Source organism: Gemmobacter aquaticus, assembly GCF_007859075.1.
GTDB lineage: Bacteria > Pseudomonadota > Alphaproteobacteria > Rhodobacterales > Rhodobacteraceae > Gemmobacter > Gemmobacter aquaticus.
In genome coordinates, this window is sequence record NZ_VOAK01000021.1 from 219,979 (window position 1) to 238,764 (window position 18,786).

Genomic DNA, 18,786 nt, shown 5'->3' on the forward strand with positions numbered 1-18,786 from the left:
ATCTTGATTATCGATGGGGGTCAGCCCATCAGATCAAATCGTAGTATCCATGCAGAAGCACGGTATCACCGTTGCCGAAGTTCAACAGAGTGCCATTGCTGACCTCGCGGGCACTGTCGTAGCCGCTGATCTGATCCCGGCTGTCGAAACCATAGACCGTGTCCTTGCCGTCACCGGCGTTGAAGATGATCACGTCGCGGTCTCCGTCGCCGCCGGTTCCATTGCCGATCCAGAGCTGGTCATTGCCGCGCCCGCCTTCGATGGTGTCTTTTCCATCGTCGCTGACAAGCGTGTCATTGCCGTTGCTTCCGATCAGGCGGTCATGGCCCCATCTGGTGTTGAAGTTCACCCCCATGCGGTTGCCCGCGATGGTCGCGTCAGACGCATCCAACGTGTCATTACCGCCATGGGTCCAGCCCAGCTCAAAGTTTGAGAAACGAAGGCTGGACGGCCCCCCGATCGTCGTATTTGCGCCACCGGCCATGCTGCCAGAGGCGTTGATGCTGTTGATCGTGACCCGGATCCCGTCGATGCCCTGGGCCTCATTGCTCGGCAGGATATCGCCGCGCTTGATCCAGATGTTGATGAGATCGCTGCCAGACCCACCAGATATCGTATCGTTCCCCGGATTGTGGTTCTTGTCACCACTACCCCAGCGGATGTTCTCGTTGCCGCCACCACCGTTGATCAAGTCATCGCCAGTGCTGGAGTGGATGAAGTCATTGCCGCCGCCAGCGTTGATGGTATCGCTGCCAGAGCCGCCATCGATGATGTCATCAAACCGCGACCCCACGATGCTGTCGTTGCCAGCGCGCGAAAAGATCGAAAGCCCGTGGTGCGGAATGCCGTTCCCGGTGCTGTTGTGCTTGGCACCACCACCAAGAAACACGTCGTTCCCGCCGGTCCCGAAGAAGCGCTCAAATCCGTTGAACTGCAACTCATTCCCGCCGATCGATACCGTACCGGCATCTGTCGCACGAAACGTGATCGTCGCCCCCGTCGTTCCGTCAAGGTAGAGACGGTCGCCGCCCGGATTGCCCGGTGCATAGGGGTCGGTGTTGTAGTTTTCACCGCCGGTGCCGCCGTAGTAGGTGTCATTGCCCCGGCCCGAAGTCCAATGGAAGGTGTCCGCCCCGCCATATCCCCAGACTACGTCGGATTGCTCGCCGCCGCGCAGGACGTTGTCTCTGTCGTTTCCTTCGAAAGTCGGCATGGTGTCCCCACGATTGTTGCCTGTTTCAAGGCGACACTATTCTTACGTCACGAGGCAAATTTTAACCCGTTTTCTCGCACCCATGAAAAAGGAAGCGAATTCTCGCGGAATCGCGGAGCGCAGTCGGCGGTTCACCGCCTTTCCGCAGGGGCAATGCCCGAGATTTGAACTTGTTCCACCATAAAGTGACCGGTTTCAGCATTCGAATCCAGTCAACTCGCGCGGATCCGATCCAGCAGAAGACGTGCATTCCGGCGCCGGTCGAACAGCGCAAGCGCGGTTTCACGGGCCTTTACCCCGATCTGTTCAGCCAGATCCGCGTCGTTCAGAAGACGCCGCAGCCGATCGGCGATGGCGGCCACATCGCGCTGATCCACAAGGTATCCATCGACGCCATCGTTGATCATGTCCGGCGTGCCCCCGATGCGCGAGCAGATTACTGGCAGGCCACAGGCCATGGCCTCCATGACCGTGACGGGTGCCGCCTCTCCCTGCCCGAAAGAGGTGAGAAGAAGCGCGTCGATGCCCTGCAGCAGGTCAAGCACCTTGTCCTCGTCAAGCGAGCCCAGCATCCGCACCTGACCGCGCAACGCCAATCGGTCGATCTCGGCCTCGATGGCAGCGCGGTCCGGCCCCTCGCCAGCGATCAGGTAGTCGATCCTGATACCCTGATCGCGCAGTTGTGCAAGCGCCTGTAGGGCGAAAACATGACCCTTCATCGGGTTCAGCCGTGCGACGGTCGCCACTGTGAACACCGCGTTGCGCGACCGCGAGACAGGGGTGAAACGGTCGCAGTCAACGCCCATCCAGATCACCGGCGCGTCGGTCGAGGGGCTTACCCCGGCGATCTGCTCTGCCAGGGGGCGCGTCACGGCGGCCACGAACTTTGCCTTACGCATCTTGGCCGCATGGTCCACACCATAGACCGGCAAGTCCCCATGCAGGGTCAGGCTATAGGGCAGCCCCCCAAGGATCGAGGCCAGCGCGCCCAGATGAGCGGCATTCGCGCAGGAATGGATGTGGAGATGACTGACCCCATGGCCACGCGCGTCATCAACCAGTTGTGCCGCCGAAGGGACCAGCGCCATCAGTTTCAGCCGCTCTCGCCAAGGGGTTTCCGAAAGTCCCGCGACATAAGCCACCGATCGAAGCGTGCGCAGCGGATGGAGTGCGAGGTGCAAGAGCGCCCGTCCTCCCGGTGGAAAGACATAGGTCGTCCGCGCGGCAGCCTCGGGCCCGAAGGCGTGCGGGCAGGAACCGGGCACAGGCCGGCGGGTGGAATATAGACGAACCGCGACCCCTTCATCCTCGATCGCCCCGATCTCTCGCCAGAAGAATGCGTGGGTCTGGCCCGGAAATTCCGGCACGAGGTAACCAAGTGTCATCATCAAATCCCCTTTGAGGCACAAAGGTACACGGGCCGAAACCGGGACCGCAAACTAAAAAACGCTGCACTGTTGCAATCGGGCAGGTGGCCTCGGCTTGCCGCCTCGGCTAGGGTCATCCATGTTGTCGGTGGTCGCATGTGCGACGTCAAGATCACTGGAAAGGCAAGTGGATGTCCCAGTCGCGACCAAAGGTCCTCGCCATTGCCGAGGCGGCGAACCCTGAATGGGTATCTGTGCCTCTGGTCGGTTGGTCACTGGCCTCTGCCCTGCGCAACCACGCCGATGTCCATATCGTGACGCAGATCCGCAACCGGGATGCCTTTCTGCGCGCCGGTCTGGTCGAAGGGCAGGACTTCACCGCCATCGACAGCGAGGCCGTCGCCGCCCCCATGTACCGCATGGCCGAGGCGCTTCGCATGGGCAAGGGGCGCGGCTGGACGACGGTCACGGCAATCGCTGCGCTCAGCTACCCCTATTTCGAACGGCTGGTCTGGAAGCGGTTTGGCGATGATATCCGCGCGGGCCGCTTCGATGTGGTCCATCGCATCACGCCCCTGTCTCCCACTACTGCCTCGACCCTTGCGCCCAAGGTCAGGGCAGCGGGCGTGCCCTTTGTGCTGGGGCCGCTCAACGGCGGTGTGCCGTGGCCCAAGGGCTTTGAGGCCGAGCGGATGCGCGAGCGCGAATGGCTTTCCTATATTCGCGGCATCTATCGCCTGAACCCGCAGATCCGCCGGACCCATGCCGCTGCCTCGCTGATCCTTGCCGGATCACGTCACACGGCCAGCGAGATACCGGCGGCCTTTCAGGACAAGGTTGTCTGGATGCCCGAGAACGCGATCGATCCGTCGCGGTTCAATCTTGTTGCGCCACAGAACCTGACACTGCCGCTGCGGGCGTGTTTTGTCGGCAGACTGGTGCCCTACAAGGGGCCGCATTTCCTTTTGGACGCCATTGCGCCTTTCGCCCGTGACGGGCGGCTGGTGCTGGATGTCGTGGGCGACGGCCCGATGCTGGAGGACCTGCGCGCGCAGGCCAAGACGCTTGGTATCGCAGGACAGGTCACCTTCCACGGCGCCCTGCCGCATCATCAGGTGCAAGAGGTGCTTGCCGCCGCGAACCTGTTTACCTTCCCCTCCATCCGCGAATTCGGGGGCGGTGTCGTGCTTGAGGCGATGGCGCTTGGTGTGGTCCCGGTGATCGTGAACTACGCAGGGCCGGGCGAGCTGGTTTCCGAAGCGACCGGTTATCCCATCCCGCTTGGCACCCGCGAAGAGATCACGGAACGTCTGGGCGGCATCCTTGCATCCATTCTGGAGAATCCCGGAGTGCTGACGGAAAAAGCCCGCGCCGCGCGCGAGCTTGTTCGGTCTGATTATACCTGGGATGCAAAAGCCGCGCGGATCGTCGATCTCTACCGCAGCCTGCCCGCAGTGAAGACGCGCGAGGGCCAGGCCCGCGCCGGGATCAGGGCTTAAACGTCGAGCGTATTCTCGTGTTCCCATTTCGAGAAATGCGAGACGTAGCTGTCCCACTCCCTGCGCTTCAGCTTGACATAGGCGGTCGAGAACTCTTCGCCCATCATCGCTTTCAGCGTGCTGTCGTTGTCGTAGTCGCGCAAAGCATCCAGCAGGTTCAGCGGCAGCTTCGGCGCATCGGTGATCGTATGGCCGTGCTGATACATGTCGATGTCATGCCGCTTGCCTGGATCGGCCTTGGTGCGTACTCCGTCCAGACCGGCGGCAAGGATCACAGCCTGCATCAGATAGGGGTTGGCTGCGCCATCGGGCAGCCGCAACTCGAACCGGCCCGGACCAGGCACGCGGACCATATGGGTGCGGTTGTTGCCGGTCCATGTCACCGTATTGGGCGCCCATGTCGCGCCGGATGATGTGCGGGGCGCGTTGATCCGCTTGTAGCTGTTGACTGTCGGATTGCAGATCGCCGCAAGCGCACTGGCGTGTTTCATGATGCCACCCAGAAAGTTGCGGCCCTGATCCGAAAGGCCAAGCTCCTTGCTGTCATCGGCGAAGGCATTCTTCGTGCCATCCAGCGACCAGACCGAGATATGGGCGTGGCAGCCCGAACCCGTCAGCCCCTTGAACGGCTTCGGCATGAAGGTCGCGCGCAGACCGTGCTTTTCTGCCACCGATTTCAGCATGAACTTGAAAAAGCTGTGCTTGTCGGCCGTCTGCAGGACGTCGTCATACTTCCAGTTCATCTCGAACTGGCCGGTCGCATCCTCATGGTCGTTCTGATAGGCCTCCCAGCCGAGTTCCAGCATGTAGTCGCAGACTTCGGCAATCACGTCATAGCGGCGCATGACCGCCTGTTGATCATAGCAGGGCTTTTCGGCGCAATCGTAAGGGTCCGAGATCTGGTCGCCCTCGGGGGTCAGCAGAAAGAACTCGGGCTCGACCCCGGTCTTGACGCGCAGGCCCTCCTTGGCAGCCTCATCCACCAGCTGGCGCAGCACGTTGCGGGGGGCCTGTGCCACCGGCGCGCCCTCCATCACGCAGTTCGAGGCAAGCCAGGCCACCTCCTTCTTCCAGGGCAACTGGATGGCCGAGGCCGGGTCGGGTACGGCCATCATGTCGGGATGGGCAGGCGTCAGGTCCAGCCAGGTGGCAAAGCCGGCAAAACCCGCCCCCTCGCGCGCCATGTCATTGATGGCCTGCCAGGGAACCAGCTTGGCGCGCTGGCCCCCAAACAGGTCGGTGTAGGACACCATGAAGTATTTGACGCCCTTTTCCTGGGCCCATGCCGCAAGGTCTTTGACCATTTTTCATACATCCCTGTTCGTTTTCTTGTTCAGAACCCGCCGGTGCGACCGGGGATCCAGTTGGTGCCCGCAAGGGGCACGCCCGCCATCGCGGCGGCCTCGATGGTCAAGGAACACAGGTCTTCAGGTTCCAGATTGTGCAGGTGGTTCTTGCCGCAGGCGCGCGCGATGGTCTGGGCCTCTAGAGTCATCACCTTGAGGTAGTTCTTCAGCCGCCGCCCGCCGAGCACGGGGTCAAAACGGCTGGCGAGCTCCGGGTCCTGGGTGGTGATGCCGGCGGGATCGCGCCCCTCGTGCCAGTCGTCATAGGCGTCGGCGGTGGAACCAAGCGCCTGATATTCGGCCTCCCATTTCGGATCGTTGTCGCCAAGCGCGATCAGGGCAGCCGTGCCGATGGCCACCGCATCCGCGCCAAGCGCCAGAGCCTTGGCCACATCGGCGCCCGTGCGGATCCCGCCCGAGACGATCAGCTGCACCTTGCGATGCATGCCCAGATCCTGCAGCGCCTTCACCGCCTGCGGAATGCAGGCAAGGATCGGCATGCCGACATGTTCAATGAACACGTCTTGCGTGGCCGCCGTCCCGCCCTGCATGCCGTCAACCACGACCACATCGGCCCCGGCCTTCACCGCAAGCGCGGTATCGTAATAGGGTCGCGCGCCACCGACCTTCACATAGATCGGCTTTTCCCAATTGGTGATCTCGCGCAGTTCAAGGATCTTGATCTCAAGGTCGTCAGGGCCGGTCCAGTCGGGGTGACGGCAGGCCGAGCGCTGATCGATGCCCTTGGGCAGGTTGCGCATCTGGGCCACGCGGTCGCTGATCTTCTGGCCAAGCAGCATGCCGCCACCGCCGGGTTTTGCCCCCTGCCCCACCACGATCTCGATGGCATCGGCGCGGCGCAGGTCATCGGGGTTCATGCCATAACGGCTGGGAAGATACTGATAGACCAGCGTTTTGGAATGGCCGCGCTCTTCCTCGGTCATGCCTCCGTCGCCGGTGGTGGTCGAGGTTCCCGCCTCTGAAGCGCCACGCCCAAGCGCCTCTTTTGCGGGGCCGGACAATGCGCCGAACGACATGCCCGCGATCGTCACCGGGATGTCCAGATGGATCGGGTTCTTCGCAAAGCGCGTGCCCAGCCAGACATCGGTCGCGCATTTCTCGCGATACCCTTCCAGCGGATAGCGGCTGATCGAGGCGCCGAGGAACAGCAAGTCATCAAAGTGCGGCAGATGGCGTTTGGTGCCACCGCCACGAATGTCATAGATGCCCGAGGCGGCTGCGCGGCGGATCTCGGCATTGACCGCCGGGGTGAAGGTTGCCGAAAAGCGGGGCGGGGTGCGGGGAAAATCACTCATGCTGATGTCTCGATAGGTCGACGCTCAGTAGGACTGGGCATTGTCGATGTTGAAATTGTAGAGCTTGCGGGCCGAGCCATAGCGGCGGAACTCTTCGGGTCTGGCCTTCGCATCGGCCTCACCCCGCCGCAGCAGGTCTTCGACGATCAGGAAATGCTCGTCGCGCATTTCCTTCTCGATGCAGTCGGTGCCCAGCGACTTGACCTTGCCGCGCACGAAAAGGCGCGCCTCGTAAAGCGAGTCGCCAAGCGCCTCGCCTGCATCACCAAGCACCACCAGATTGCCCGATTGCGCCATGAAGCAGGACATGTGGCCGATGTTGCCATGCACCACGATGTCGATGCCCTTCATCGAAATGCCGCAGCGACTGCTGGCATTGCCCTTGATCACAAGCAGCCCGCCACGCCCGGTTGCCCCGGCATACTGGCTGGCATCCCCGTCGATGATGACGGTGCCCGACATCATGTTCTCGGCCACGCCCGGCCCGGCGCTGCCCTTGATGCGAATGGTGGCAAGCTTGTTCATCCCCGCGCAGTAGTAGCCGGTCGAACCCCGGACGGTGATCTCGACCGGAGCATCGACACCTGCGGCGATGGCATGGGCGCCCTTGGGATTGATCACCTCCCATGCCGTCATGTTGGTCTGCCCCTTCAGGGCATGTAGCGCGGAGTTCAGGGCGCGCAGCCCCTCGGCCTCCAGATCGAAGGTTTGCATGGTCTCAGCGCTCCCAGAAATAGACGGTGGCGGGCTCGGGCTCCCAGACGCGGGCGGTCTCGATGCCCGGAAGGTTGACCAGCGCGCGGTATTCGCTGCCGAAGGCGACGTATTGATCGGTTTCGGCCATGACGGCGGGCTTGCAGGCGATCGGATCACGCACCACGCCAAAGCCGTTCTTTGTGCCGACCACAAAGGTGAAGAACCCGTCAAGGTCGGTCAGCGTGGCCTCCATCGCCTCGCCCAGTTTCTTGCCCTCTTGCAGCTTGTGGCTGATGAAGGCGGCGGCGACTTCGGTATCGTTTTCGGTCTCGAAGGTCATGCCCGCCTTCTTCAGCACGCGGCGCACGCCGTTATGGTTTGACAGCGATCCGTTGTGCACAAGGCACTGATCCGCCCCGGTCGAGAACGGATGCGCGCCCATCGTCGTGACGGCGGATTCGGTTGCCATGCGGGTATGGCCGATCCCGTGGGTGCCCGACATCTTCGCCACCTCGAACCGGGCGGCGACATCCTTGGGAAGCCCGACTTCCTTGAAGATCTCGATGCTTTCGCCCGCGCTCATCACCTTGATCGCGGGACGATGCGACGCAAGCGCCTGACGGGCCGCATCAAGCTTGCCGGCGGGCAGGTCAACCACCGCATGGGTCGATTTGACCGCAACCGATACGGGGGCACCGATGGCCTTGGCCAGAGCCACGTCGAGATCTGCGAAGTCCGTCTCGGGAGAGGCAGATTGCAGGGTGAGCTTGGCCTGCCCTTCTTCCGCACCTGAATAGATCGCGATGCCCGCTGAATCCGGGCCGCGGTCGGTCATGGTGACCAGCATATCGGTCAGAAGCTGACCAAGCCGGGGTTCAAGTTTTGGGTCCTTGAGAAACAACCCAACGATTCCGCACATGGATTCGCCTTTCTGTTTGGGGATTGAGGTCAGGCTACCGACGCCACCCCCTCAATTCAACCAACAAGAAACAAATTTGACTTTTGGTGAATTTTCTTGGCGGAAATTTATGCGTGCAACACGTCCGATTGCATCGAATGCCCAAACTTTACTCAGGTGAAAATCAATTGCCGGGCAGGGGATTCGGGCGCTGCAACGCTGCGCCCGAACATGAGAAAAACCCGGACGCGCACTTGGCGAGTCCGGGGCTTCGGTTTTGGGGGCCGGTCATCTGTGCCTGGCCAAGTGGTTCCGCGATTGGTGGCGCGTCAGACCGAGAGACAGGCGTATTTCAGCTCCAGATAGTCCTCAATTCCGTGGCGCGATCCTTCGCGCCCGATCCCGGATTGCTTTACCCCGCCGAACGGGGCGACCTCGGTGCTGATCAGGCCGGTGTTGATGCCCACCATGCCATATTCCAGCCCCTCCATCACGCGCCAGACCCGGCCCATATCGCGGGTGTAGACGTAGGAGGCGAGGCCGAATTCCGTGTCATTCGCGGCGTCAATCACCTCGGCTTCGGTCTGGAACCGAAACACGGGGGCGAGGGGGCCGAATGTTTCCTCGCGGGCAACCGTCATATCGGGTGTCATCCCGGCCAGCACCGTGGGGCGGAAGAAGGTGCCCTCGATGCGCGTGCCGCCGGTCATCAGCCGTGCCCCCTTGGCGCAGGCATCCGCAATATGCGCCTCGACCTTCGCCAGCGCGGCCGGGGTGATCAGCGGACCGATCTCGGACCCGGCCTCGTCCCCCGGTCCAACGCGCAACGCGGCGACCGCCTCGGCCAGGCGGGCGATGAAGGCATCGTGGATACCCGATTGGGCATAGATGCGGTTGGTGCAGACGCAGGTCTGCCCGGCATTCCGAAACTTCGAGGCGATGCAGCCCTGAACCGCCGCCTCGAGATCGGCGTCGTCAAAGACGATGAACGGGGCGTTTCCACCAAGCTCAAGCGACAGTTTCTTGATCTGCGCGGCTCCCTGCCGCATCAGGATGCGGCCCACATTGGTCGATCCGGTGAAGCTGATCTTTGCAACCTTCGGGTTCTCGCAGAACTCGATCCCCAGGCCTACTGCATCGGTCGAGGGCAGGATCGACAGCACCCCGGCGGGCAGGCCCGCACGCTCGGCCAGCACCGCAAGGGCAAGGGCCGAGAGCGGCGTTTCGGCCGCAGGCTTCGCCACAATCGCGCAACCTGCCGCAAGGGCCGGGGCCAGCTTGCGGGCGATCATCGCATTGGGAAAGTTCCAGGGCGTGATCGCGGCCACCACACCCACCGGCTGCCGGATGACCAAGAGCCGCTTGTCGCGCTGGTGGCCGGGGATGGTCTCGCCATAGACGCGCTTTGCCTCTTCGGCGAACCATTCGATATAGCTTGCACCATAAAGAATCTCGCCCCGCGCCTCGGCCAGCGGCTTGCCCATTTCGGCGGTCAGGATCGCCGCAAGATCATCGGCATTCGCCACGACAAGATCGTGCCAGCGCCGCAGGATCGCGGCGCGCTCCTTGCCGGTCAGCGCCGCCCACCCGGGCTGCGCCGCTTTCGCGGCGGCGATGGCGGTGGCGGCATCGGTACGGCTGCAATCGGCCACCTCGGCCAGCAGCGTGCCGCGCGCAGGGTCATGCACCGTCAGGCGCGCGCTGGTCTGCACCCAGGCGCCAGCCAGATAAGCGCGGGTTTCCAGAAGGCCCGGATCATTCAGCCGCATCGCCTTAGCCCCTGACAAAGGCATGGGCCGCCTCAGGCGCCCAGCGGATATGCAACCGGTCGCCCCGCGCGATACGGGCTGACAGCGGATGGCCGAAGTTGAGCCGCACCGAAAGCGCGCCGCCCCATCCGGTACGGGCCGAAACGGTGGTGTTGTTGCCAAGGAATGTCAGGTCCTCCACCGTCACCGGCAGGCTTGCACCCTCGGGCCCTGGCTCGGGCGAAAGCTCGATCCGCTCGGGCCGCAGCATCAGCTCGGCCGCCTGCCCGGCAATGCCCCGCCCATGCAGCGGCACCGCCGCCACGGTAGAGCCATCGGCGAAGCGCAGGCCCGCGCGACCCTCGGCCACCCCGGCCAGCTCTCCTGCCAGAAAGGCGCTGTCGCCGATGAAATCAGCCACGAAATGGGTCGCGGGATTGGCGTAAAGCTCAGGCCCCGTGCCAACCTGTTCGATCTTTCCCTTGTTGAAGATCGCGATGCGGTCCGACAGGCGCAGGGCTTCTTCCTGATCGTGGGTGACATAGAGGATGGTCACGCCGGTTTCCTGATGGATGCGGCGGATTTCGAACTGGATCTCTTCGCGCAGCTTCTTGTCCAGCGCCGAAAGCGGCTCATCCATCAAAAGGACCGGCGGGTCATAGACCAGCGCACGGGCGAGGGCGACGCGCTGTTGCTGACCGCCCGACATCTTGGCGGGCATCCGGTCCTCGAACCCGTCGAGCCGCACCAGCGCCAGTGCGCGCTTCACCTTTTCGGCCACCTCGCTTTGCCCCATCCGCCGCACCCGCAGCGGGAAGGCCACGTTTTCACCCACGGTCAGATGGGGAAAGAGCGTATAGCGCTGAAACACCATACCGATGTTGCGCTTGTGCGAGGGCGTCTGAAGGATGGACTGGCCGCGCAGCTTGATGTCGCCCGATGTGGGGTCCTGAAACCCCGCGAGGATGTAAAGCGTGGTCGACTTGCCCGACCCCGAGGGGCCGAGGAAGGTCATGAATTCGCCTTCCGCGATGGAAAGCTCCACATGGTCAGTGGCCACGACATCGCCATAGGTCTTGCGGATGCCGTTGATATGCAGGAACGGGGTCATTCGGATTTACCTTTGCGAAGAACGGCGGCGGCGATCATCAGAAGCACCGTCAGCGCGACAAGCAGGGTGGAGGCTGCAGCGATCACCGGGGTCAGGTCCTGCCGCAGTGTGGTCCAGACCTTGACCGGCAGGGTCTGGAGGGTCGGCGAGGCCATGAAAATCGCCAGCACCACCTCGTCCCATGAGATCAGAAAAGAGAAGATCGCAGCCGAAAACAGGCCGTGCCGGATGCCCGGCAGGGTGACGCGCAATCGCGCCTCCCAGGGGGAGGCACCGCAGAGGATTGCGGCATCCTCGATCGCGGGATCAAAGGTTTCCAGCGCCCCGGTGATGGTGATGATTGCAAAGGGCAGCGCCACGATGACATGGGCGATGACAAAGCCCGGAAGCGTGCCGTTCAGTCCCAGCCTCAGGAAGGCTGCGTAAAGCGCCACCGCCACGATAACCACGGGAAGCACCATTGGCGTCAGGAAGAAGGCCCGCAGGACCGCCCGCCCACGGAATGTGCCGCGCACAAGTGCAAGCGAGGCAAGAAGCCCAAGGACCACCGAGATCACCATCACGATGACCCCGATTTTGGCCGAGGTGAGCGCTGCCCCGATCCAGCGTGGATCGGCGAAAAGCTCTTCATACCACTTCAGCGTCCAGCCCGGCGGCGGAAAGATCAGCCAGCGCGAATTGCCGAAAGACAGCGCGACGATGAACAGGATCGGCAGCAGCAGAAACAGGCTCATCACCGCGCAGATTGCCGTCAGAACCCAACGCCAGGCGCCCAGTTTGTGAAAATCCAGAAGCATCAGCGCCCCTCCTTCGGTTCAAAGAAGCGCAGTTGCACGGCGTAAAGGCCCAGGGTGACGAGCAGCAGCAAAAAGGCCGCAGCGCCGCCCATGCCCCAGTTCACAAGGCTTTGCACCTGTTGCGCGATCAGCTCGGCCAGCATCATGTTGGCGGTGCCGCCCAGAAGCGAGGGCGTGACGTAGTAGCCAAGCGACATCACAAAGACCATCAGCGCGCCCGAGGCGATGCCGGGTGCCGCCAGCGGAACCAGAACGCGGGTCAGCGCTTGCCATTTCGTTGCCCCACAAAGTGCTGCGGCCTGCAGGATCGCCGGGTCGATCTTCTTGATGACGCCCATCAGCGGGAGGATCATGAAGGGCAGCATGATATAGACCATGCCGATGGTCACACCGATCAGATTGTTGGTCAGCTGCAGGGGCTGGTCGATCAGACCAATCGCCTTCAGCATCCGATTGATCAGCCCGGTCTGTTGCAGAAGCACCATCCAGGCGTAGGTCCGCGCCAGAAGGTTCGTCCACATCGATAGAAGGATGATCGCAAAGACGACCGAGGCCCATCGACCTGGCATGATCGCCAGTGCCCATGCCACCGGAAAGGCGATCAGCACGGTCACCAGCGTCACGACACCGGCAACGAGGAACGTGTTGAAGAACACCTTCGCATAGGTCGTGCTGCCAACAAGTGCCGCATAGTTCTGCAGGCCCAGTTGCGGCTCTGTCACCGAGCGGGTGAGCAGGAACACGACAGGGATGACAAAGAAGGCAGCCAGCAACAGGATCGCAGACATGGCGAAGCCAAGCCCCGATCCGCGCCGGGTGGCGGCGGAAAACATGTCCGATCCTCCTCTAGACAGGACGCTCCCCGGGCCAAAGTGGCCCGGGGACGATGCGGTTACTGTGCCTGCCAGGCGTACCAGCGGTTGCCGATCTCATCGCGGTGCTCGGCCCAGTAGGCCATGTCGGCGTTCACCTGCACGGCAGTCTGCGCATCCGGCAGGGTCGCGCGGACGGCAGGATCCATCAGATCGGCCGATCCAAGATTGATCGGGGCATAGCCGGTCGCCGCGGCAAAGGCAGCCTGCCCTTCGGCGCTGGTGGCCTCGGCGATAAACTTCATCGCAGCATCCTTGTTTTTCGCGCCCTTGGGCACGACAAGCGCATCAGCCGCCGTGATGTTCTGGTCCCAGCTGACGCCGACCTCCATCCCGTCGGACTGCAGCGCAGAAATACGGCCATTCCAGAAGAAGCCGATCGGCGCCTCGCCCGAGGCGAGCAATTGCTGCGATTGCGCGCCGCCTTCCCACCAGATGATATCCGCCTTGATCGTGTCGAGCTTCTTGAACGCACGGTCGAGGTCGAGCGGATAGAGTGCATCGGGTGCCACGCCATCGGCCAGCAGCGCTGCCTCGATCACGCCCGGCGCCGACCATTTGTAGAAGGTCCGCTTGCCGGGAAATTTCGCCGTGTCGAACAGGTCCGCCAGGGTCGAAGGCTGCGCATCGGCAAAGTTCGCCGGGTTCCAGCCCAGCACGAAGGAATAGTAGAACGACCCCACCGCGAAATCCGACACAAAGCGCGGATCAAGCTTGGACTTGTCGATCACTGCAAAGTCCAGCGGCTCCAGCAGACCGGCTTTGCCCGCCTGAAGCGCCCAGTCGTATTCAACGTCGACCACATCCCAGGTGACGGCGCCGGCCTCGACCATCGCTTTGATCTTGCCATAGTCGGTGGGGCCATCCTGTACCACGGCCGGGCCACCCTTTTCGGTGAAGGGCGCGGCCCAATGCGCGGCCTGCGCATCCTGGGTGGTGCCGCCCCATGAGGTGAACACCATGTCCTGCGCCTGCGCAGCCGAGGTCAGGGCGCTGGCGAAGGCCAGCGCAATCAAGGTCTTTTTCATGTTCGTTTCCCTGTTGTCGCCTGTTCAACGCATGACGAACGGGTCCGGGATCGGATCGTCCGAAGTGCGCAACCAGACAGTTTTCACGGTCGTGTAGTCCAGTGCCGCGGCAAGGCCCCCTTCCCTGCCATGGCCAGAAAGCCCGTGCCCGCCAAAAGGCGCGATAGGGGATACGGCACGGTAAGTGTTCACCCACACGATGCCGGCGCGGATGCCCCGGATCATGCGATGGGCACGGGTCAGGCTGCGGGTGAAGACCCCCGACGCCAGTCCGTATTCGGTATCATTCGCCAGACGCAGCGCCTCTATCTCGGTGTCAAAGGTGACAACCGAGAGGACCGGACCGAAGAACTCCTCATTCAGGCAAGGCGCGGCCGGCGCATCGGAACAATCGAGGATCGTCGGCGGAAAGTAGAAGCCCGGCCCCTCTGGCACCCCACCGCCGGTGACAAGCCGCGCCCCGGCATCCAGCGACCGGGCGATCAGATCGGCGATCCGGTCGCGCTGGCGCAGGGTGCAAAGGGGTCCGACTTCGGTCTCCATCTGATCCGGTGCGCCGATGGCCACCGCTTCGGCCTTGGCCTTGATCCGGGCGAGGAAGGCATCCTTCACCCCCCGCTGCACCAGCAGGCGCGAACCCGCCACGCAACTTTGCCCGGTCGCGGCAAAGATGCCCGAGACTTGCGCATTGGCCGCGCTGTCCAGATCCGCATCATCAAAGACGATGAAGGGCGACTTGCCGCCAAGTTCAAGCGAGGTTTTCGACAGGTTCTCGGCCGAGGCGCGCACGATATGGCGCGCAGTCTCGGGTCCACCGGTGAACGCGATATGGGCGATGTGTGGATGGCTGGTCAGTGCACGCCCTGCCTCGGGTCCGCCGGTCAGGATATTGACGACACCCGGCGGAAATCCCGCCGCATGAACCAGACGGGCGAACTCCAGCAACGGGGCGGGGCCATCCTCTGACGCCTTGACGACGAGTGTGCACCCCGCCGCAAGGGCCGGGCCGATCTTCACAGCCGACAGGAACAACTGGCTGTTCCAGGGCACGATTGCCGCGACCACACCCACCGGCTCTCGGCGCAGCCAAACCTCCATATCCGGCTTGTCGATCGGCAGATGCGCGCCTTCGATCTTGTCGGCAAGGCCTGCGTAGTAGCGGTAGTATTCGGCGACATAGGCGATCTGGGCGCTGGTTTCGCGGATGATCTTGCCGGTATCGCGCGTCTCGAGTTGCGCCAGACGGGGTGCCGCTTCCTGCACCAGATCGGCAAGCCGCAGCAGAAGTTTGCCGCGCGCGGTGGCCGTCAGCCCTGCCCATTCGGGCGCATGGAACGCCCGATGCGCCGCGCGGACGGCCCGATCGACATCAGCTGCATCCGCCGCAGGCATCAGGGCCCAGGCAGCGCCGGTTGCGGGATCGAGACTTTCGAAAGCCCCGGCCCCATCCTCGAAACGGCCATCGATATAGTGCTGGAAGCGGTCCATCTGTTCCCCTGTCAGGCGAAGGCGGGCATCACATCGCGGATGAGCCGCTCCAGCGACGCCTTCTTGCGCTCAAAGCTCATGCCCGTGTCGATCCAGAAGCTGAACTCGTCATACCCAAGCGCCTCATAGCCCTTGATGCGGGCGATCACCTCTGGCGCCTCGCCGATGATCTGGTTCTTGCGCATGCCCGCCGCAGTGTAGAACGGATGGGCGGCGATTTCTTCATCCGTCAGCTGCTGGATCAGGCCCTGGGTGATCGGACGCTCGTTCTTGAACCAGGCGCCGAAGTAGCAATAAAACCTGTTGATCTCTTCAGCTGCAAGCTGGGCGTCGGCCTCGCTGTCAGCGACATAGGCGTGGCGCAGCACCATGATCTTGGGACGCGGAACCTCGGGGTGGGCCGCGCAGGCAGCATTGAAGCGGTCCATCAGGCTGACCACCTCTTCATCGCCCAGATGCAACGGCGTCACCTGCACGTTGCAGCCATTGGCGACCGCGAAATCGTGGCTGTTTGGATCGCGGGCCGCCACCCAGATCGGGGGGCCGGGCTGCTGCACGGGTTTGGGCGAAGAGGTCGTCTTTGGGAACTGCCAGTACTCGCCGGCATGCTCATAGTCGCCTTCCCACAGCTTCCTGATGGCCGGCACCAGCTCTCGCATCCGCCCGCCCGCGCCCCAGGCATCCAAACCGGGCATCAGGCGTTCATATTCAAAGTTGTAGGCACCGCGGGCAATGCCCAGATCCAGCCGCCCATCCATGATGATATCGGCCATTGCGGCCTCACCTGCGAGGCGGATCGGGTGCCAGAATGGCGCGATCACCGTGCCTGTGCCAAGGCGGACGTTCTTCGTGCGGCGCGCCAGATCAACAAGGTTCAGCAGCGGGTTCGGCGCGATGGTGAAGTTCATTCCATGATGCTCGCCCGTCCAGATGGCATGCATCCCGCCTTCGTCCGCGATACGGCACAACTCGATCATTTCATCATAGAGCTGCTTCTGGTCGTCCTCGGCCGAGACGCGCTCCATATGGATGAAAAGTGAGAATTTCATCAGTTCTGTCCTTCTGCGATACGTTGCACGCGTCCCTGTTCATGTGTGCCGAAATAGGTTCCATAGTTCCCCATGCGGGATTCCTCGGCCAGACGCTGCAACATGCTGCGCAGGGCGGGATCGGTGACATCGGCCACCCCTTCCGGCGAAAGTTCGACAAAGGCGCCTTTTGCGCATTGGTTGTTTCGGGCGGGGCAGCGCAAAGCCAAATGCTGGGTTCCCAGCCGGGCATCCTCGTAAACCGCATAGACTGACCCGGCCTCGGCCTCGACCGACAAGGTTTCCAGAAGGGCGGACAGCGCGGCCTGAACGCCCTCGCGCCCCACCCGTGTCATCGGGACCGAGAGGCCACCGCGCCCGTCATCGACCAGAAGCACCTGACCAGCAGACTGGATGATTGCCGAAAGCACCACATCAGGCCCGGCAGGCAGCTGCGCGGCCGTGGCGGCCGGGGTGACATAGGCCCCCCGATAGTAGCCAAGACCGGGATGGGCATTGGCCTCGAACGCACCGATCCGGCCCAGCAGGATCGTGTGGTCCCCCGCCGGGATCACCTGTTCCATCGTACAGTCGAACCAGCCCGAGACCTCGGCAATCAGGGGCGATCCGACCGGCCCATGGCGCCAGTAGACCGAGGCGAAACGATCCTCTGACGGCTTTGCAAAGGTGGCCGAGATGTCGCGCTGCCCCTCGGACAGAATGTTCACCGCAAATCCCTTGGCGTTGCGGAACTGTTCAAGATTGGCCGACCGGTTTGCGATCGATACCAGCAGCAGCGGCGGGTCCAGCGAAACCGACGAAAACGAGTTGGCGGTGAAGCCGAGCGGCTTGCCCTGATCATCGAGCGCGGTAACGACGGTAACGCCGGTCATGAAGCAGCCGAAGGCATCGCGCAAGGCGCGGGGATCAAGCACATTCGGGTCAGACAGACGAGGGTCAGGCGAGTTCGTCATTTCGGGACCTCCTCGGTCGCAAGCCAGCGCTTCATTTCTGCCGTGACCGCATCGGGTGCGGTCAGGTTGACCATGTGACGATGGCCCGCGATCACAACCGCGCGGCCCTGCGGTGCCATGGCTGCCATTGTCCTCGACATCGCCGGGGTCGAGTTTGCGTCGCCATCACCGGTCAGCACCAGCAACGGACAGCGCACCTGCCCCAAGCGGTCGGCATAAACCGTGTCCCCCTCGGCAAAGGCGCGATAGGCGGCGGCGTAGCCCCTGGGTGAGACGGCACGCAACCAGCCCGCGACCTGATCCCGGACGTCATCCTCATCTGTCCCGAACCAGCGGGAAAGCGGCGCCTCCACCGCGACCACGCCGGAGGCAAGTTCGTTCGCCCGGGCCATCACAGCGGCGCGGGCCGTGGCATCCCGACGGTGGACGCCATTGAGCAGCGCCGCGCGTGCAACCAGATCCGGCCGTTCAACCGCAAGCCCGCCTGCGATAAGCGACCCCATGGAGTGCCCCGCTACCGACACCGGGCCAAGGCCCAAAGCCTCGATCACGCGGGCCGCCCAGGCCACATAGTCTGGCAGTCGCGGATCACCGGGCAACGCGTCGCTTTCGCCGTGGCCTGGCATGTCCACCGCGATCACGCGATGATCCGAGGCCAGCGCCACAATCTGCGGCCCCCAGGCCTCGGCCCGCATCCCGACCCCGTGGATAAGCAGGACCGGAGCCCCCGCCGATCCGGCCTCGATCACGCGGACCGCAGCGCCATCAGACAGCCGCAGGGTTCGCGACATCATGGCCCAGATCCTTGAGATCCTGATAGCGGTCGCCGATGCGGTGATGTGGCCGCCCGCCGGTTGAGGCGCCAAGAGCCACGACGATCTCGTCGGCCGCAGGCGCGTCGGGAATCGCGAAGTGGATGGTCTGATAGTGCGACCGGCGCCCCTCATCATGCTTGTCCATAAGGGGGATCATGACAGGGGTATTCGCAGGTCCGCGCACATTCGTGAATGCAAGGTAGGTTTTGGCTCCAACCGCCTGACGGTAGTGGTTGCCAAAGCGCAAGGTGTGGATCAGGGCGTTGGCGTGCTCCAGCTCTCCGTCCAGGCCCACCACGGCTGCTTTGCCATAGCCCTCGACGTTGTCAGCGCCACCCGCAGCCTCAAGGATCATTGCGGTCAACAGGGCACCGATTTCAGGTGCGATTGCGTGGATCTCGGGCTTCAGGTCCTCGACAAAGCCACGACCAGCCCAAGGGTTCTTCAGAACGACAGCGGCCGAGATCAGCTTCAACGGCTTTGGCGCAGCGCGTCCGCCTTCGATCAGCGTTGTCTCGATATTGAGATAGGTCTTGCGAATCTGTGCAGTCACGAGCGCCTCCATTCCGGTTATCCGTAAGATGGTATAC

General features: G+C 63.1%; 17 protein-coding genes. 1 reads left to right on the top strand and 16 read right to left on the bottom strand.

Annotated elements, in window-relative coordinates:
- Positions 1-28: 28 nt before the first annotated feature.
- Together FQU74_RS12745 and FQU74_RS12750 are read right to left on the bottom strand one after the other, a co-directional pair.
- Complete coding sequence (locus FQU74_RS12745) at positions 29-1,213, bottom strand: calcium-binding protein (protein WP_146286849.1); 1,185 nt, start codon at positions 1,211-1,213, stop codon at positions 29-31.
- 212 nt (positions 1,214-1,425) lie between these two features.
- Positions 1,426-2,601: a glycosyltransferase family 4 protein gene (locus FQU74_RS12750; RefSeq protein ID WP_146286850.1), complete on the bottom strand. Its 1,176-nt coding sequence runs from the start codon at positions 2,599-2,601 to the stop codon at positions 1,426-1,428.
- Positions 2,602-2,771: 170 nt separating this feature from the next.
- Here FQU74_RS12750 and FQU74_RS12755 point away from each other — a divergent pair, with 170 nt between their 5' ends.
- Positions 2,772-4,079, top strand: coding sequence for a glycosyltransferase (locus FQU74_RS12755; RefSeq protein WP_146286851.1), 1,308 nt, complete (start codon positions 2,772-2,774; stop codon positions 4,077-4,079).
- Here FQU74_RS12755 and glnT read toward each other — a convergent pair.
- The 14 genes from glnT to FQU74_RS12825 form a co-directional block, all read right to left on the bottom strand.
- Positions 4,076-5,383 carry a type III glutamate--ammonia ligase gene (gene glnT / locus FQU74_RS12760; RefSeq protein ID WP_146286852.1) on the bottom strand — a complete coding sequence of 436 codons (1,308 nt, stop codon included), beginning with the start codon at positions 5,381-5,383 and terminating at the stop codon, positions 4,076-4,078. The two genes, FQU74_RS12755 and glnT, sit on opposite strands and share 4 nt — an antisense overlap.
- Positions 5,384-5,412: 29 nt before the next feature.
- Entirely contained in the window at positions 5,413-6,741 is a 1,329-nt protein-coding gene (locus tag FQU74_RS12765) for an FMN-binding glutamate synthase family protein (protein WP_146286853.1), read from the bottom strand.
- Positions 6,742-6,765: 24 nt separating this feature from the next.
- Positions 6,766-7,455, bottom strand: a complete 690-nt coding sequence (locus FQU74_RS12770) for a GltB/FmdC/FwdC-like GXGXG domain-containing protein (RefSeq protein WP_146286854.1) — start codon at positions 7,453-7,455, stop codon at positions 6,766-6,768.
- 4 nt (positions 7,456-7,459) lie between these two features.
- Positions 7,460-8,356, bottom strand: a complete 897-nt coding sequence (locus tag FQU74_RS12775) for a class II glutamine amidotransferase (RefSeq protein WP_146286855.1) — start codon at positions 8,354-8,356, stop codon at positions 7,460-7,462.
- Positions 8,357-8,664: 308 nt separating this feature from the next.
- The gene (locus FQU74_RS12780; protein WP_170246239.1) at positions 8,665-10,104 is read right to left on the bottom strand and encodes an NAD-dependent succinate-semialdehyde dehydrogenase; all 1,440 of its coding nucleotides are present in this window, start codon (positions 10,102-10,104) and stop codon (positions 8,665-8,667) included.
- A gap of 4 nt (positions 10,105-10,108) precedes the next feature.
- Positions 10,109-11,194, bottom strand: a complete 1,086-nt coding sequence (locus tag FQU74_RS12785; RefSeq protein WP_146286857.1) for an ABC transporter ATP-binding protein — start codon at positions 11,192-11,194, stop codon at positions 10,109-10,111.
- Positions 11,191-11,991: an ABC transporter permease gene (locus FQU74_RS12790; RefSeq protein ID WP_146286858.1), complete on the bottom strand. Its 801-nt coding sequence runs from the start codon at positions 11,989-11,991 to the stop codon at positions 11,191-11,193. The genes FQU74_RS12785 and FQU74_RS12790 overlap by 4 nt, the downstream gene beginning before the upstream one ends.
- Positions 11,991-12,824, bottom strand: coding sequence for an ABC transporter permease (locus tag FQU74_RS12795; RefSeq protein WP_146286859.1), 834 nt, complete (start codon positions 12,822-12,824; stop codon positions 11,991-11,993). Before FQU74_RS12795 ends, FQU74_RS12790 begins: the two co-directional genes overlap by 1 nt.
- Before the next feature lie 59 nt (positions 12,825-12,883).
- Positions 12,884-13,891 (bottom strand): ABC transporter substrate-binding protein, encoded by a 1,008-nt coding sequence (locus tag FQU74_RS12800; RefSeq protein ID WP_146286860.1) that lies wholly within the window; start codon positions 13,889-13,891, stop codon positions 12,884-12,886.
- A 24-nt stretch (positions 13,892-13,915) separates the two neighbouring features.
- Entirely contained in the window at positions 13,916-15,379 is a 1,464-nt protein-coding gene (locus FQU74_RS12805; protein ID WP_146286861.1) for an aldehyde dehydrogenase, read from the bottom strand.
- 11 nt (positions 15,380-15,390) lie between these two features.
- Positions 15,391-16,428: an LLM class flavin-dependent oxidoreductase gene (locus FQU74_RS12810; protein WP_146286862.1), complete on the bottom strand. Its 1,038-nt coding sequence runs from the start codon at positions 16,426-16,428 to the stop codon at positions 15,391-15,393.
- Positions 16,428-17,381, bottom strand: coding sequence for a flavin reductase family protein (locus FQU74_RS12815; RefSeq protein WP_146286863.1), 954 nt, complete (start codon positions 17,379-17,381; stop codon positions 16,428-16,430). Before FQU74_RS12815 ends, FQU74_RS12810 begins: the two co-directional genes overlap by 1 nt.
- The gene (locus FQU74_RS12820; RefSeq protein ID WP_146286864.1) at positions 17,378-18,175 is read right to left on the bottom strand and encodes an alpha/beta fold hydrolase; all 798 of its coding nucleotides are present in this window, start codon (positions 18,173-18,175) and stop codon (positions 17,378-17,380) included. Before FQU74_RS12820 ends, FQU74_RS12815 begins: the two co-directional genes overlap by 4 nt.
- Positions 18,147-18,749, bottom strand: coding sequence for an amino acid synthesis family protein (locus tag FQU74_RS12825; protein ID WP_146286865.1), 603 nt, complete (start codon positions 18,747-18,749; stop codon positions 18,147-18,149). Before FQU74_RS12825 ends, FQU74_RS12820 begins: the two co-directional genes overlap by 29 nt.
- Positions 18,750-18,786 lie beyond the last annotated feature (37 nt).